Genomic DNA, 16,071 nt, shown 5'->3' with positions numbered 1-16,071 from the left:
AGTCGATGACTTTACGGCCGTAGTTCAGTTGTTCAACAGTATATGGTTGTTGCTGTGCCACAACGCACTCCTCAGATAGACAGCTTTTTAATGCGTTTGCCGCCGTAAACCAGGTTCACGATTGCACGGGTCCCCACGATCGACGTAAACATCGAGGTTGCCACACCGATAGCGGTGGTGATAGCAAAGCCTTTAATCGAACCGGTACCCACTGCATAAAGAATAATTGCCGTGATCAGGGTCGTAATGTTGGCATCAACGATACTTGAGAACGCGCCTTTATAGCCTTCATGAATCGCCTGCTGAACGGAACGTCCGTTCTTCAGCTCTTCTTTGATACGTTCGTTTATCAGTACGTTGGCGTCGACGGCCACCGCCAGCGTCAGGACGATACCGGCAATACCCGGCATGGTCAGCGTCGCACCAGGCAGCAGAGACATGATCCCGACAATCAGGATCAGGTTAGCGACCAGCGCTGTCGTGGCGATAATGCCGAACTTACGGTACCAAACCACCATGAACAGAATGGATGCCACCAGACCCCACAAGCACGCTTCCAGACCCTGAGTGATGTTTTGCATCCCTAAGGTCGGGCCGATAGTACGCTCTTCAACTATCTGAATTGGCGCGATCAACGCACCGGCGCGCAACAGAAGGGACAACTGGCGGGCTTCATTCGGATCGTTCACTCCGGTGATACGGAAGCTGTTACCCAGGCGTGACTGAATGGTCGCCACGTTGATAACTTCTTCCTGCTTCGCCAGAATCGCACGGCCATTGGCATCTTTCTTACCGCTGTCTTTGTACTCCACGAACAAGGTTGCCATCGGTTTACCGATGTTATCCTTGGTGAAGTTAGACATGGCGTTACCGCCAGCGCTGTCGAGAGAGATGTTAACCTGCGGCTGATTGTACTCATCCATGCTGGATGTGGAATCAGTGATGTGGTCACCGGTCAGGATCACGCGTTTGTACAGAACAACCGGACGGCCATCACGCATGTTTTTCACTTCGCTGTCGCCCGGCACACGACCGGTTGAAGCAGCAGAAGCATCTACATTGGTGTTAACCAGACGGAATTCCAGTGTCGCGGTCGCGCCCAAAATTTCTTTAGCGCGCGCAGTATCCTGAATACCCGGTAACTCAACCACGATACGGTCAGCACCCTGACGCTGTACCAGCGGCTCGGCCACACCCAATTGGTTTACACGGTTACGCAGGATGGTGATGTTTTGCTGAACGGCATACTCGCGGGCTTCACTCAGGCGAGCATCAGTCATCACTACACGGATGGCATTGTCGCCACTGTTAGTGATCACTAAATCGCGGTGACGTGGGCTCAGGTAGCTGACCGCAGAATCACGGGTAGCAGCATCGCGGAAACGCACTTCAACGCCATAGTTGTCGAGCTTACGCACCGTGGCATAAGGAATATTCTTGTCGCGCAGGTCGCTGCGCATGTTGTCCATTGTCTGCTCTTGCAGCTTACTCAGCGCGGTATCCATATCCACTTCCATCAGGAAGTGAACACCCCCACGCAAGTCGAGGCCCAGCTTCATCGGCTCAGCGCCCAGCATGCTCAACCAGCGCGGCGTTGCCGGCGCGAGGTTCAGTGCAATAACAAACTTGTCGCCCAACGCTTCAGTCAGCGCTTCACGTGCACGAAGCTGTACATCCGTGTCGTTAAAACGGGCAAGAATAGCGCCATTCTCCAGAGCAACTGATTTGATCTGGATTTTGCTTTGATCTAATACGTTACGGACTTGGTCCAGCGTTGCTTCACTGGCGTCGGAACCCCGAGCACCAGTGATTTGAACAGCCGGATCCTCACCATAAAGGTTGGGAAGTGCATAAAGCAGCCCGACGATGACCACAACGATCAACATCAGATACTTCCACGCAGGATAACGGTTTAACACGGCAGTTCCCTTCGGGAAAATCGAAAATTAGATAGACTTCATCGTGCCTTTTGGCAGAACTGCTGCCACGAAGTCACGTTTGATCATCACTTCGTTAGTGTCGTTCAGTGCGATAACCACATAACCGGTTTCGGCTACTTTGGTTACGCGACCAATCAGGCCACCCGTGGTCATGACTTCGTCACCTTTACCGATAGAGTCCATCAGTTTTTTGTGTTCTTTAGAACGTTTCTGCTGCGGGCGCAGGATCATGAAATAGAAAATCAGACCAAAAACCACCAGCATGATAACCAGAGAGTAAGGACTTCCCTGTGACGGTGCGCCGGTCGCTGCGACTGCATCGGAAATGAAAAGACTCATTTAAATTCCCTCATTGTTGTTGTGAAGCAAATTGATGTAAAACAAACCGAGAATCCGACCCGGAGTCTGCGATGAAACGTCTCGCACAATACCCCATAATGCCGGTCCAAGAAATTATAAAATCGGCACCCTCTTTCGAAGATGCCGACACGAGAAAGAAATCAGAAGTTTAAAGGCGGAACAGGCTTGCCTTTACGCTCGTAGAAGTCTGTCACAAACGCTTCTAATTTACCCTCTTCGATAGCCTGGCGTAAACCGGCCATCAGACGCTGGTAATAGCGCAGATTATGGATCGTGTTTAGCCGCGCACCGAGAATTTCGTTGCAACGGTCAAGATGATGCAAGTAGGCACGGCTATAATTGCGACATGTGTAACAATCACAATGTTCATCCAGCGTCGACGTATCATCTTTATGCTTGGCATTACGGATTTTTACGATGCCGTCAGTGACAAACAGGTGGCCGTTACGCGCGTTACGCGTTGGCATCACGCAGTCAAACATATCGATACCGCGACGCACGCCTTCAACCAGATCTTCCGGTTTACCGACACCCATCAGATAGCGAGGTTTGTCTTCCGGAATTTGCGGACAAACGTGCTCCAGAATACGGTGCATGTCTTCCTTCGGCTCGCCCACTGCCAGGCCGCCCACAGCGTAACCATCAAAGCCGATATCTACCAGCCCTTTTAATGATACATCTCGTAAATCTTCGTAAACGCTGCCCTGAATAATCCCGAACAAAGCATTCTTATTATTCAACTCGTTGAAGCGATCGCGACTGCGTTTTGCCCAACGCAAAGACATCTCCATCGAGCGTTTTGCATAATCCCAGTCAGCAGGATATGGCGTACATTCATCGAAGATCATTACGATGTCGGAACCCAGATCGTTTTGGATTTCCATGGATTTTTCCGGACTGAGGAACACCGGGTCACCGTTGATCGGGTTACGGAAATGCACACCCTCTTCTTTGATTTTACGCATCGCGCCCAGGCTGAACACCTGGAAGCCACCTGAATCGGTGAGGATCGGGCCATGCCAGTTCATGAAATCATGCAGATCGCCATGCAGTTTCATGATTTCCTGCCCCGGACGCAGCCACAGGTGGAAAGTGTTGCCCAGCAAAATCTGTGCACCGGTGTCTTTGACTTCTTCCGGGGTCATGCCTTTTACGGTGCCGTAAGTGCCCACTGGCATAAATGCCGGGGTTTCGACCACGCCACGTTCAAAGATCAGACGCCCGCGACGTGCGCGGCCATCGGTCGTGCTTAATTCGTACTTCACATTGCCTCCAGCATCAGAGAAACAGTCTGATGAGGTTAAATCCGTGGCATGACGCCCGGAAGAGAAAGCCCGGATGCACCGGGTGCGACCAGGCCGGTAATTATTAACTCAAGGTTACTGGCCGACCACTTCCTGCGGCGCCAGCGGGTTACGGTTGATGAACATCGCATCACCATAACTGAAGAAACGGTACTGCTCAGCCACCGCCTGATGGTAAGCATTCATGGTATTTTTATACCCGGCAAACGCCGACACCAGCATGATCAGCGTCGATTCCGGCAGATGGAAATTCGTGATCAGGGAATCAATTACCTGATAGTGATAGCCCGGATAAATGAAAATCTTGGTATCGCCGAAGAACGGCGCAATCAGTGCATCTTCACTGGCCTTCGCCGCACTTTCCAGCGAACGCACAGAGGTTGTTCCCACTGCTACCACTTTATTGCCACGCGCTTTGCAGGCCAGCACCGCATCCACAACGTCCTGAGGCACTTCGGCATACTCAGCATGCATGATGTGGTCTTCAATGGTGTCCACACGAACCGGCTGGAAGGTGCCTGCCCCCACATGCAGCGTCACAAAAGCGAACTCCACGCCTTTGGCTTTCAACGCATCCATCAGCGGCTCATCGAAATGCAAGCCAGCAGTGGGCGCAGCTACCGCACCCGGACGTTCGCTGTAGACGGTCTGATACAGTTCACGGTCGGCATCTTCATCAGGACGGTCAATATACGGCGGCAGCGGCATATGGCCGATTTCGTTGAGCAGAGTAAAGACATCACGATCTTCATTAAATTCCAGCTCAAACAACGTATCGTGGCGCGCCACCATCGTTGCTTTAATATCTTCTTTATCACCGAGCAGCAGTTCTGCGCCCGGTTTTGGCGATTTGGACGCACGCACATGGGCCAGAACGCGGTGTGAATCCAGCACGCGCTCAACCAGCACTTCAATTTTACCGCCGCTGACCTTGCGGCCAAACACACGAGCCGGGATCACGCGGGTATTGTTAAATACCAGCAAATCGCCGGGATGAATTTTATCGAGAATATCAGTGAACACGCCGTGCGTTAACTCACCGCTTGGCCCGTCCAGAGACAACAAACGACAGCCGCTGCGCTGGGTCTGCGGATAGCGGGCAATCAGGGATTCAGGGAGTTCAAAAGAAAAATCGGCAACACGCATGGTTTTTCACTTCACTTAACGACAAAAACAGGCGGCTTAGTCTAGTGGGACGGGGCATCCCCTGCAAGCTTCTGCGCGAATAAAGGCATCCGCTGCCCTGTCGGAGATCAACTTTCCTGCGTTATACTTCGCGAATGAATTTTTTAGCCCACCTCCATCTGGCCTCACTGGCCAAAAGTTCACTGACCGGAAATCTGCTGGCAGACTTCGTTCGCGGCAATCCTGACGGTCAGTTCTCTGATGAGATCGTCAGCGGCATCCGTATGCACCGCCGCGTGGATGTCATGACCGATTCACTGCCGGAAGTGAAAATTGCCCGCAGTTATTTCCGTGAAGATTTTCGCCGCGTCGCACCGATAACGCTCGATGTCGTCTGGGATCACTTCCTTTCCCGTCACTGGGTCAGCATTCATCCGCAGCAATCACTGGAAGATTTTCTTGACGGCTGTCAGCAGGAAATTGAACCTCAGTTGCCTGAAATGCCGGAACGTTTCCAAAATCTGAACGCTTATCTCTGGCCTGAACGCTGGATGGAACGTTACGCGGTGCTGCCTTTTATTGGCGACGTATTGCGCGGTATGGCCAACCGGCGGCCAAAACTTGCCGCACTGACCGGCTCTTTCCATGATATCGAACTCAATTACGACGCCCTCGAGCAACTGTTCTGGCAGTTTTATCCGGTGATGATGCAACAGGCGAGAGACCGGCAAATCTGACAAATACCCCTAATTTTGTGGATTACCCCGCAATTCTCTGCAAAACGAAAAAGTAGTTGTTAAAAAGTTTGAGACTTACTTCAAAGACTGATAGCCGGATGCTATCTGATTGATTGGTGCGATGGGGTTTATTCACCCGAAGGTTGCCCCTATACTGGCAGTCGTTTTGTTCACCCTTTCCTTCTCACCTACGACGCCCGGAAGGGTTTCATAAGGAGTAATAATATGGTTCTGGTAACTCGTCCAGCCCCTGACTTCACCGCAGCAGCAGTACTGGGCAGCGGCGAAGTAGTTGAAAACTTCAACTTCAAAAAACACACTGCAGGCAAACCTACTGTTATCTTCTTCTGGCCAATGGACTTCACTTTCGTCTGTCCTTCTGAACTGATCGCTTTCGATCACCGTTACGAAGAATTCCAGAATCGTGGCGTAGAAGTGGTAGGCGTCTCCTTCGACTCCGAGTTCGTTCACAATGCATGGCGTAACACCCCTGTAGAGAAAGGCGGCATCGGTCCTGTTAAGTACGCGATGGTTGCTGACATCAAACGCGAAATCCAGAAAGCCTACGGTATCGAACATCCGGACGCTGGCGTTGCACTGCGCGGCTCTTTCCTGATCGACAAAGAAGGCGTTGTTCGTCACCAGGTCGTTAACGATCTGCCACTGGGTCGTAACATCGACGAAATGCTGCGTATGGTTGACGCGCTGCAATTCCACGAAGAGCACGGCGAAGTGTGCCCGGCTCAGTGGGAAAAAGGCAAAAAAGGCATGGGCGCATCCCCGGATGGCGTGGCTAAATATTTGTCTGAAAACGCATCAAACCTGTAATCCTTTAGCGGATTTCACGGTCAATAACGGTCAGCCTCGCTGGCCGTTTTTTTTGCCTGCTATCCGGCACGATCACATTTTCCCGCCTCCCCTTCCCGCTCCCGGTCATTTACGTCTACGCTGAAAAATAGCCTGACCGTCTCATTATGGCGTGCCGTTTGCATAAAGAGTGTCAGACTGAAAAAACAAAAAAGCGTTATCACACAATAACCTGAAGGTTATGACTCAAAAGACAGGGTAATAGACAGGAGCCCCTATGTTACGGAAATCACTCATCGCGCTGGCCATGCTGACCAGCCTGCCGTTGTACGCCGCATCGAATCCCGCGGTGGAAGCCAAAAATGGCATGGTCGTCACCTCGCAATATCTGGCGTCTCAGGTCGGCGTCGATATTCTGAAAATGGGCGGCAACGCCATCGATGCTGCCGTGGCTGTCGGCTACGCGCAGGCCGTCGTCAACCCATGCTGTGGCAATATCGGTGGCGGAGGCTTCATGACGGTGCATCTTGCCGACGGTAAAGACACCTTCATCAACTTCCGCGAAACCGCCCCGGCCGCCGCCAGTGCCAATATGTATCTGGATGCCGACGGCAACGTGAAGAAAGGGGCCAGTCTGTATGGCTATCTCGCCGCAGGCGTGCCGGGTACGGTATTGGGCATGGATACCGTGCAGAAAGAATACGGCAAACTGACGCGCCAGCAGGTAATGGCGCCGGCGATTAAACTCGCCCGTCAGGGATTTGTACTGACCCGTGCTGATACCGATATTCTTGATACCACCGTCAAACGCTTCAAAGAAGATCCCGAAGCCGCGCGCATTTTCCTGCGCAAAGACGGCAGCCCGCTGCAACCCGGCGACAAACTGGTACAAACCGATTTAGCCAACACGCTGGAGTCCATATCGAAACATGGCCCGGATGCGTTCTACAAAGGCAAAATCCCGGCAGCGGTCGAAGCGGCCTCTAAAAAAGGTGGCGGCATCCTGACCGCAGCGGATTTCGCGAATTATAAAGTCACCGAAGACGCCCCGATCGCCTGCAGCTATCGCGGTTATAAATTTGTCTCAGCACCACCGCCAAGCTCCGGCGGTGTCACGATGTGTGAAATCCTTAACATCGTTGAAGGCTATGACCTGAAGAGCATGGGCTTCAATTCAGCGGCATCGATTCACGTCCTCACCGAAGCCATGCGCCATGCGTATATGGATCGCAATACCTATCTCGGCGATCCTGAATTCGTGAAAAACCCGATCGACCGGCTGGTCAGTAAAAGCTATGCCGAAGAAATCCGTAAGAAAATAGAAGCGGACAAAGCCACGCCGTCCACCGCCGTTCAGCCGGGTATGGAACCGCACGAGAAACCGGAAACTACGCATTATTCCATCGTCGATAAAATGGGTAACGCGGTGTCCACCACCTATACGGTGAATGGCCGCTTTGGTTCTGTCGTGATTGCACCGGGCACCGGCTTTTTCCTGAATGACGAAATGGATGACTTCACCACCAAAGTCGGCGAGAAAAACTTGTACGGTCTGGTGCAGGGAACCAAAAATGCCATCGCCCCCGGTAAGCGCCCACTATCCTCTATGAGCCCGAGTCTGGTGACCAAAGACGGTAAAATCTTCATGGTTCTGGGATCGCCTGGCGGTTCGCGCATCATCACCATTACCCTGCAGGCGGCGCTGAATGTCATCGATTACGGCATGGCACCACAGGAAGCCGTGGATGCGCCACGTATTCATCATCAGTGGTTGCCGGATGAAGTGTATTACGAGCAGCGCGGCGTTTCTCAGGACAGCCTGAATATCCTGCAGAAGATGGGTTACAAAATGGTGGAACAGACGCCATGGGGTGCGACGGAGCTGATTATGGTGGGGTTACCGGGTGCGGCCGGTGTGACATCAGCAAACTCAGGTAATGACTCAGCGGTGTCAGGCAAGGTTCGCGAAGGTTATCTGTATGGCGCGAATGATGTGCGACGTCCCGCAGGAGCCGCCATCGGTTATTAACTGGCATCCTTCAAGCTATCTCTGCGTTGGCTGCCTTCATTCACCCCGATCACTTACCTGTAGTAAAAAGCCCCCGATATCATCTGATATCGGGGGCGTTAAAATTTACCGAAAGGTAAGTGCTTGCTTACGCTTTATTGCTCAGTGCCAGTGCTTCTTTCTTACGGTCGTTGCGGCGTTTAAAGGCATAACCGACCAGTAGCGCCACCACCCAAACCATCCCCACATACAACGAAATACGGGTATCCGGGAAGTAACCAATCAGGCCGATGATGAACACCAGGAAAATAATACCGAACACCGAGGTATAAACGCCGCCACGCAGCGGAAACTCCAGCTCTTTCACCTGTTGTTTGCTCAGTTTGCGACGGAAACCAATCTGGGAGAACAGGATCATAATCCACACCCAGACCGTTGCGAAGGTCGCCAGAGACGCAATCACCAGAAACACAGCCGATGGCATGACGTAGTTCAGATAAACCGCCACCAGCAGTGCCGCCATCATCACCAGAACGGTGACCCACGGCGTGCCCAGACGCGATACCTTGCTGAACATTTTCGGTGCCTGCCCCTGCTCTGCCATTCCGTGCAGCATACGGCCCACGCCGAACACATCACTGTTAATGGCAGAAAGCGACGCGGTAATCACCACAAAATTCAGGATCGTCGCCGCCGCAGTAATGCCCATGTGCTGGAAAGTCAGCACGAACGGACTGCCCTGCGTCCCCACCTGATTCCATGGGAAAATAGACATGATCACAAACAGCGTACCCACATAAAATACCAGAATACGCAGCGGTACTGAGTTGATGGCTTTCGGAATAGATTTCTTTGGGTCTTCCGCTTCACCGGCCGTGATCCCGATGATCTCGATGCCGCCGTAAGCAAACATCACCAGCTGTAAGGACAAAATCGTCCCCATGATGCCCTGACTGAAGAAGCCACCATGACTCCACAGATTGTGGATACCGGTCGCCTGCCCGCCATTGCCGATACCCCAGAAGATAATCCCAAAGCCTGCCACGATCATGATGATGATGGTCAGCACTTTAAAGAAGGAGAACCAGAACTCCAGCTCGCCGAAGACTTTCACGCTGACCAGATTGATCGCGCCGATGATCAACACCACGCTGAGCACCCAGGTCCATTGCGGCACATCCGGGAACCAGACGCCCATATAAATGCCGAACGCGGTTACATCAGCGATGGCGACGATCAGGATTTCGAAACAGTACGTCCAGCCGGTAATGTAACCCGCCATCGGCCCGAGGTAATCTTGCGCATAACGCGAAAATGAACCGCTCTGCGGGTTGTTAACCGACATCTCACCGAGGGCACGCATGATGATAAACGCAATAATCCCGCCGACCAGATACGCCAGCAATACGCTCGGTCCGGCCATTTTAATCGCATCTGCCGAGCCATAAAACAGACCAGTTCCGATGGCTGAGCCCAGTGCCATAAAGCGGATATGGCGCGTTGTCAGGCCACGTTTTAACTTCGTGCCCGGCGCTTCGTTCTGCGCTATTGGTTGTTCAGCTTCTTGCTGCATGTGCATTAACCCGTGTTGTTTTTTTAAATATCAAAAATCGTATTCTAAAAAATGACTTTTAGCCTGCCAATGAAAAAGCCACGGAAGGGTTCTCCGTGGCCTGATTGGCGAAACATTCGTCAGACGATCATGCTTTTATGTCTTCGAACATTCACCCGGTGATCATTGGTGCGCGGTTACGCTGCGCGGGCCGCTGATTTTGTCATAAATCCCGACCAGTACCAGCATTAATAATGACGGGGGTAACCAGGCAAGACCTTGTGCAGCCAGGGGCAGGTTTGCGGTCCAGGCTGGCATCAGGTCAACAAAAGCAGACGCCTTGATACCATCAACAATACCGAACACCAGGCTTACCAGCATGACCGGTGCCACGATACGCGTGGTGCTGTTCCACCAGCGCAGGGTGAAACTCAGCACAACCAGCGCGATACATGGCGGATAAATCGCCGTCAGTACCGGTACTGAAATCGCAATCAGATGGCTCAGGCCCAGGTTGGACACCAGCATGGAGAACAGACCCAGAATGAAGACCAGTGTTTTGTAAGACAGTGGCAGATACTGAGCAAAGAATTCCGCACAGGCACAGGTCAGGCCAACCGCCGTCACCATGCAGGCGATGAAAATCAGCGCACCGAGGAAGAAGCTGCCCACACCGCCGAAGGTATGTGCCACATAGGCATGCAGAATAATCGCACCATTGGTCGCATCAGGCACCAGTGAAGCGCTGTTTTCGCCGAGCTTGAACAGGCTCAGGTAAACCAGCATCAGACCCAGACCGGCAATCAGCCCTGCCAGCACGGTATAACGGGTCAGCAGTTTGGCATCGGACACACCACGGGAACGCGCGGCATTAACGATAACAATACCGAACACCAGCGCGCCCAGCGTATCCATGGTCAGATAGCCGTTAACGAAACCGCTGGAGAACGGCACTGTCTGGTAAGCATCCACCGCTGGCATCGGAGAACCGGCTGGCCAAAGTACGGCAGCAATACCCAGTGCAGCCAGCGCCACCATTTTCAGCGGCGCGAGGAAATGGCCGACAGTATCAAGCAAACGTCCCGGATACAGGGAAATGCCGATGACCAGGGAGAAATAGATCACGCTATAAATCAGCAGAGGCAGCGGGCCGTCACCGGTCATCGGTGCGATACCCACCTCAAAAGAAACGGTTGCCGTGCGTGGCGTGGCAAACAGCGGGCCAACAGCCAGATAACACACAGTGGCCAGAAGAATACCGGCACCACGACCAATTGGCGTACTCAGGGCATCGACACCGCCACCGACGCGTGCGAGTGCAATTACCGTCATCACCGGAAGTCCGACTGCGGTGATCATAAAGCCGGCAGCAGCCCACCAGACGTCATGACCTGCCTGCAAACCAACCATTGGCGGGAAAATGATATTCCCCGCCCCGACGAATAAGGCGAAGGTCATGAAACCCAGCGCCAGAATATCTTTATTTGTTAAACGAGTACTCATGATGGGTGTCGTGTTGCCTGTTCAAATGAATAAAGTGTCCGATGCTGCCGTCGTGCCACGTCGTCAGAAAGATGAATGGCATATAACAGCCAGAGAGCACCCATGTGAGGAGCGAAGTGAGCAAAAACGCCTGATGATATGCAGATGATTACGTTGTTATGCAGGGAGTATCGAGCGACAGCGCGGGCTAAGGTAATCTTTTATAGCGTATAAAGGCAAGCCGGGATCCAAAAAGCAGAGTGTTTAACCAAATTAATGTTACAAGGCAGGTGTATTCACTAAATACTGCGATAAACACACCATATGATATGTATGATTTTTGAACTAATGAAGCACAAGATATGCTCCGATAAGATGAAAAATGCGTGAAGTCACCACTTTCAGGTTATTTCACGCACAGTTTACAGCATATTTACAAGGTCATCATTTGACCTCTTTCAGGGTTTACCAGACGCGGGCAGCAATATCGACCACCAGTTTTAGTTTTTCCCACTGCTGCGCTTCGGTCAGGCTGTTGCCCTCTTCCGTTGACGCAAAGCCACATTGCGGGCTGAGGCAAATCTGGTTGATATCCAGATATTCCGCCGCCTCGGCCAGACGTGATTCCACGGTTTTTGCCAGTTCAAGCTCACCGGACTTGGTGGTGATCAATCCCAGAACCGCCTGCTGATGGCCTTTCTTAATGAAACGCAGCGGTTCGAAGCCACCGGAGCGCTCGTTGTCATATTCCAGGAAGAAGGCATCGATGTTCACGCCACCAAACAGGATCTCCGCGACAGGTTCATAGCCGCCTTCAGAAATCCAGGTGGAACGGAAGTTCCCGCGACAAACATGCAGACCAATCACCAGATCATCAGGTTTACCGGCAATCGCTTTATTCAGCACGTCAGCGTAAGTACGTGCTAACTCTTCCGGAGAATCGCCACGCTCGCGGATCTGCTTCTTCTGATCTTCAGAACACAGATAAGCCCAGACGGTGTCATCGAGTTGCAGATAACGGCAACCGGCATCGTAGAACGCTTTAATCGCATCACGGTAAACCTGCGCCAGATCGTCAAAATACGCTTTCAGATCCGGATACACTTCTTTGCTGATGGCGTTACGGCCACCGCGGAAATGCATCACACTCGGGCTTGGAATGGTCATTTTCGGCACAGCACTTCCGCTGATGCTTTTCAGGAAACGGAAATCTTCCAGCATCGGGTGCGAGCCGAAACCGAGCTTGCTGACCACTTTAATGCTGCGCGCTTTAGTCTGTACGCCGTTGAACTGGATCCCCTGCACCGCATCGTAACCTTCCACACCTTCCAGACCTTCGAAGAAATCGAAGTGCCACCATGCACGGCGGAATTCACCGTCAGTGACCACTTGCAGACCCGCTTCGCGCTGCAAGTCCACCACGCGGCGAATTTCGGTGTCTTCCACGGCACGCAGCTGCGCGGCATCAATCTCACCGGCCTGAAACTGCTTACGGGCTTCTTTAATCGCCGCCGGACGCAGGAAACTGCCAACGACGTCTGCACGGAATGGAGGGGTTGTACGTTGCATGAAGAACTCCTTAATAACATCCCGCCGGTGGCGAAATGCGAATGATTCACAAAGTAAATAATTACGCTGCGTTATATTTAGACATCTAGATGTCTAAACGTCTTTAAGAAGATACTGTCATGCAGGGTGTTAACGGGCAACAGAGGAATTTTCATGGGACATGAATAAAGTTCATGATCGCTTCATCATTTTTCATGATGCTGGACAATATTCGCCCCATTGCGATCTGTAGTAATAAATACTATAGTTTATTTTACCAGGGACGTTGACATGAACTGTTTACGTATTTTTGTTACAGAGGATTTTCACGACTTCATGACCGCCAGCAAACTGTCGGAAAAGGATATCCTCAAGTCAGCACATGAACTGGCAAACGGACTTTTTGATGCGGATTTGTCCGGCAACGTTTACAAGAAGAGAATTGCACCGTCAGGGAGATAGAAGTCAGGGTTTGGCCGGGCAGTCATCGCTTTTCGTTTTGAAGATAAGATCTTTTATATCGACGGGTGGCTGAAAAATAGTGTCCGCAAGAAAGGCAATGAAATTCCCGACAAACTTCTGTCTTTATATAAAGCAATTGCTAAAGATTTGCTCAACTTCACAGAGCTTCAACTCGAAACCGAACTTCGAAATGGATTAATTAAAGAGGTGATTTCTAATGGTTGATGAACGTTTGCTAAAAATGCAGCGGATGGCTCAACGCTTCCATGATTCATCTGGCGTGGTAACACAAACCACGATGCGTGAAATTAACAAAATTGTTGATGAAGCCGTTCAGGAGGAAAGACTGAAAGCCTTCGCAGAAAGCTCTGCTGAACGCATTCGAGCTTTGCGTGAAAAAGAAAAAATCAGTCAGGGCGTACTGGCAAGACTCATCAATATGTCCGCCAACAGCATTCAAAAATGGGAGCGGGATGAAACCAAACCCACCGGAGCGGCGCTGATCTTACTGATGCTAATTGAAGAAAAAGGTTTACAGATCATCTGCTAAAAGAAGCCACAGCTTGTTGCTGTGGCTTGATTTTTATCCCTTTACGCCGCTTTGGCTGGCCTGTTCCTGAGGAACAATCAACTTCGGCGCCAGCGTAAACATAAACCGGGTACCGACGCCGACTTCACTCATGACTTCGAGTTTTGAGTGGTGATGGCTGAGCGCATGTTTGACGATTGCCAGTCCCAGTCCGCTGCCGCCGGTCTGACGTGAACGGGCTTTATCGACGCGGTAGAAACGTTCGGTCAGGCGCGGCAGGTGCTGCGGCGCAATGCCCGGTCCGTTGTCGCTGATCTGGAACTGTGCGCCATGCGGCGTTTGTTGCCAGCTGACTTCAATCCGTGTCCCCGCTGGCGTGTGGTTAACCGCGTTATACACCAGGTTCGACACCGCGCTGCGCAGTTGATCTTCATTACCAAAGACCTTCAGCTTGTCGTTTACGCGAAACACCACTTCATGCCTGCCGTTGCTTAACGTTTGCACTTCACGTTCGAGCATGCCGAGCATCACCGGAATATCCACTTTCTCGTGCAAATCAATATTCGCTGAGGCTTCGATTTTCGACAGCGTCAGCAGCTGCTTCACCAGCCCGTCCATCCGCCGCGTCTGTTCCTGCATGGTATCCAGCGCTTTAGTGCGGAAAGGCTCTTCCAGCTTGGCGTCTTCCATCATTTCCAGATACCCCTGCAATACCGTCAATGGGGTTCTCAGTTCATGACTGACGTTAGCGAAGAAGTTACGCCGTGCGCCTTCAAGCTGACGCATCTGGGTCACGTCGCGTGCCACCATCAGCAGTTGTCCTTCGGAATAAGGCATGACGCGAAACTCGACATAATGCTCATTATTGAGTTGTAAATTCAGCGCCCGGCTGAAATCGCGGGTCTGGATCCACAGCCGGAATTCCGGATAACGCAGCAGGTTGAAGATATGTTGCCCGTTATCTTCCGGCCAGCGGAAACCGAGCAAATCCTGCGCCAGTCCGTTACACCAGAAAATATTGCCTTCTTCAGTGGTCAGCACCACGGCATCCGGCAGCGATTCGGCACCGCTGCGAAAACGTTTGATGAGCTGGCCTAATTCGCGACGGCGACGCCGGTTGCGCATCTGCATCTGGTTCAGCCCGTAAAACAGCGGCTCCCAGCTCCAGCGCCCATTCGGCGGCGTAATGCTGCGGTCGAGCCACAGCCAGTGAGAGAGTTTAAGCTGGTTGTAATAATTCCAGCCCAGTGCCGCCATCAGCGACACCAGGAGGAGCCAGCCGAAATGGCCGACGAAAATACCGAGAATTAACGCTGGCAGGCAAAAGAGAAACAATTCACCCGCCAGTCGTTTCCATGACAAACGTTCTAGCACACAGATTCTCCGCTGTGAGGGCTCAATAACGCGTTGAAAAACGGTATCCGGTACCACGAACAGTCTGGATCATTCTGTCATGTCCACTGGTTTCCAGCGCCTTACGTAAACGACGAATATGCACGTCAACCGTGCGATCTTCCACATAAACGTTAGTGCCCCAGACGTTATTGAGCAACTGTTCGCGGCTGTATACACGTTCGGAATGGGTCATAAAGAAGTGTAATAACTTAAATTCGGTCGGCCCCATATCGAGCGCCTGCTCGTTGGCCATCACCCGGTGAGACGACGGATCCAGGCTTAAACCCTGCATGTCGATTACTTCTTCCACCGCCATTGGCGAGATGCGACGCATCACGGCTTTAATGCGGGCAACCAGTTCTTTCGGAGAAAACGGTTTGGTGATGTAATCATCGGCACCCACTTCAAGGCCGCGCACCCGATCTTCTTCTTCACCGCGTGCGGTCAGCATCATCACCGGAATTTCGCGGGTCAGTGCCTCACGTTTAAGATGCTTAATAAACTGAATACCGGAACCGCCAGGTAACATCCAGTCAAGCAGGATCAGTTCAGGGTAAGGTTCAACAAGCTGCCCAATCGCTGAATCAAAATCCTCAGCTTCTACGGCCTGATAGCCATTTTGTTCCAGTACAAAACACACCATTTCACGGATTGGAGCTTCGTCTTCAACCACCAATATACGTCTAGCCATCGTAGGTCCTGCCAATAGGTTAGCGATCTTTTATTTGATTGCGGGCGCCATTATGCGTCAGTTTTGTGACAGATTTATGAATGAAAAGAATGGTTCATTACAGTCAACTATGACAGATAATTTCCGGCCAT

At 51.9% G+C, this 16,071-nt stretch carries 13 protein-coding genes and 1 pseudogene; 5 read left to right on the top strand and 9 right to left on the bottom strand.

The features are described 5' to 3' along the window. Positions 1-71: 71 nt before the first annotated feature. The 4 genes from secD to queA all read right to left on the bottom strand — a co-directional run bounded on the left by secD (position 72) and on the right by queA (position 4,750). The gene (gene secD, locus AACU55_RS06125; RefSeq protein ID WP_015690312.1) at positions 72-1,919 is read right to left on the bottom strand and encodes a protein translocase subunit SecD; all 1,848 of its coding nucleotides are present in this window, start codon (positions 1,917-1,919) and stop codon (positions 72-74) included. Between the two features lie 27 nt (positions 1,920-1,946). Beyond that, the gene (gene yajC, locus AACU55_RS06120; protein ID WP_013576670.1) at positions 1,947-2,279 is read right to left on the bottom strand and encodes a preprotein translocase subunit YajC; all 333 of its coding nucleotides are present in this window, start codon (positions 2,277-2,279) and stop codon (positions 1,947-1,949) included. A 161-nt stretch (positions 2,280-2,440) separates the two neighbouring features. Next, positions 2,441-3,565: a tRNA guanosine(34) transglycosylase Tgt gene (gene tgt / locus AACU55_RS06115; RefSeq protein WP_013576671.1), complete on the bottom strand. Its 1,125-nt coding sequence runs from the start codon at positions 3,563-3,565 to the stop codon at positions 2,441-2,443. Positions 3,566-3,679: 114 nt separating this feature from the next. Beyond that, positions 3,680-4,750: a tRNA preQ1(34) S-adenosylmethionine ribosyltransferase-isomerase QueA gene (gene queA, locus AACU55_RS06110; protein WP_037036801.1), complete on the bottom strand. Its 1,071-nt coding sequence runs from the start codon at positions 4,748-4,750 to the stop codon at positions 3,680-3,682. Positions 4,751-4,884: 134 nt separating this feature from the next. On the opposite strand from queA, the gene AACU55_RS06105 reads away from it, so the two are divergent. The 3 genes from AACU55_RS06105 to ggt all read left to right on the top strand — a co-directional run bounded on the left by AACU55_RS06105 (position 4,885) and on the right by ggt (position 8,302). Beyond that, entirely contained in the window at positions 4,885-5,466 is a 582-nt protein-coding gene (locus AACU55_RS06105; protein ID WP_037036800.1) for an ACP phosphodiesterase, read from the top strand. Between the two features lie 225 nt (positions 5,467-5,691). After that, positions 5,692-6,294 carry a peroxiredoxin C gene (locus AACU55_RS06100; RefSeq protein WP_013576674.1) on the top strand — a complete coding sequence of 201 codons (603 nt, stop codon included), beginning with the start codon at positions 5,692-5,694 and terminating at the stop codon, positions 6,292-6,294. Between the two features lie 256 nt (positions 6,295-6,550). After that, positions 6,551-8,302 carry a gamma-glutamyltransferase gene (gene ggt / locus AACU55_RS06095; RefSeq protein WP_037036799.1) on the top strand — a complete coding sequence of 584 codons (1,752 nt, stop codon included), beginning with the start codon at positions 6,551-6,553 and terminating at the stop codon, positions 8,300-8,302. A 127-nt stretch (positions 8,303-8,429) separates the two neighbouring features. On the opposite strand, the gene proY is transcribed toward ggt, so the two are convergent. The 3 genes from proY to AACU55_RS06080 form a co-directional block, all read right to left on the bottom strand. After that, positions 8,430-9,854, bottom strand: coding sequence for a proline-specific permease ProY (proY, locus tag AACU55_RS06090; protein WP_015690313.1), 1,425 nt, complete (start codon positions 9,852-9,854; stop codon positions 8,430-8,432). 162 nt (positions 9,855-10,016) lie between these two features. Continuing rightward, positions 10,017-11,336, bottom strand: a complete 1,320-nt coding sequence (gene brnQ / locus AACU55_RS06085) for a branched-chain amino acid transport system II carrier protein (protein ID WP_013576677.1) — start codon at positions 11,334-11,336, stop codon at positions 10,017-10,019. A 444-nt stretch (positions 11,337-11,780) separates the two neighbouring features. Beyond that, positions 11,781-12,884, bottom strand: a complete 1,104-nt coding sequence (locus AACU55_RS06080) for a cobalamin-independent methionine synthase II family protein (protein ID WP_013576678.1) — start codon at positions 12,882-12,884, stop codon at positions 11,781-11,783. 270 nt (positions 12,885-13,154) lie between these two features. Here AACU55_RS06080 and AACU55_RS06075 point away from each other — a divergent pair. Both AACU55_RS06075 and AACU55_RS06070 read left to right on the top strand, forming a co-directional pair. Then, positions 13,155-13,550: pseudogene (locus AACU55_RS06075) on the top strand (type II toxin-antitoxin system RelE/ParE family toxin). After that, positions 13,543-13,875, top strand: coding sequence for a helix-turn-helix domain-containing protein (locus AACU55_RS06070; protein WP_013576680.1), 333 nt, complete (start codon positions 13,543-13,545; stop codon positions 13,873-13,875). The pseudogene AACU55_RS06075 and the gene AACU55_RS06070 overlap by 8 nt, the downstream one beginning before the upstream one ends. 33 nt (positions 13,876-13,908) lie before the next feature. On the opposite strand, the gene phoR is transcribed toward AACU55_RS06070, so the two are convergent. Beyond that, on the bottom strand, positions 13,909-15,228 hold the full coding sequence (gene phoR / locus AACU55_RS06065) for a phosphate regulon sensor histidine kinase PhoR (protein WP_037036796.1): 1,320 nt from the start codon (positions 15,226-15,228) through the stop codon (positions 13,909-13,911). 22 nt (positions 15,229-15,250) lie between these two features. After that, positions 15,251-15,940 carry a phosphate response regulator transcription factor PhoB gene (gene phoB / locus AACU55_RS06060; protein WP_013576682.1) on the bottom strand — a complete coding sequence of 230 codons (690 nt, stop codon included), beginning with the start codon at positions 15,938-15,940 and terminating at the stop codon, positions 15,251-15,253. Positions 15,941-16,071 lie beyond the last annotated feature (131 nt).

The organism is Rahnella sp. CJA17(1/100), assembly GCF_963881615.1.
Taxonomy (GTDB): domain Bacteria; phylum Pseudomonadota; class Gammaproteobacteria; order Enterobacterales; family Enterobacteriaceae; genus Rahnella; species Rahnella aceris.
This window is presented reverse-complemented; position numbering and strand designations above follow the sequence as displayed.

Coding starts and splice junctions, on each gene's coding strand:
- yajC (WP_013576670.1), bottom strand. CDS start 2,279: ATGAGTCTTTTCATTTCCGATGCAGTCGCAGCGACCGGCGCACCGTCA.
- queA (WP_037036801.1), bottom strand. CDS start 4,750: ATGCGTGTTGCCGATTTTTCTTTTGAACTCCCTGAATCCCTGATTGCC.
- AACU55_RS06105 (WP_037036800.1), top strand. CDS start 4,885: ATGAATTTTTTAGCCCACCTCCATCTGGCCTCACTGGCCAAAAGTTCA.
- AACU55_RS06100 (WP_013576674.1), top strand. CDS start 5,692: ATGGTTCTGGTAACTCGTCCAGCCCCTGACTTCACCGCAGCAGCAGTA.
- ggt (WP_037036799.1), top strand. CDS start 6,551: ATGTTACGGAAATCACTCATCGCGCTGGCCATGCTGACCAGCCTGCCG.
- proY (WP_015690313.1), bottom strand. CDS start 9,854: ATGCAGCAAGAAGCTGAACAACCAATAGCGCAGAACGAAGCGCCGGGC.
- brnQ (WP_013576677.1), bottom strand. CDS start 11,336: ATGAGTACTCGTTTAACAAATAAAGATATTCTGGCGCTGGGTTTCATG.
- AACU55_RS06080 (WP_013576678.1), bottom strand. CDS start 12,884: ATGCAACGTACAACCCCTCCATTCCGTGCAGACGTCGTTGGCAGTTTC.
- AACU55_RS06070 (WP_013576680.1), top strand. CDS start 13,543: ATGGTTGATGAACGTTTGCTAAAAATGCAGCGGATGGCTCAACGCTTC.
- phoB (WP_013576682.1), bottom strand. CDS start 15,940: ATGGCTAGACGTATATTGGTGGTTGAAGACGAAGCTCCAATCCGTGAA.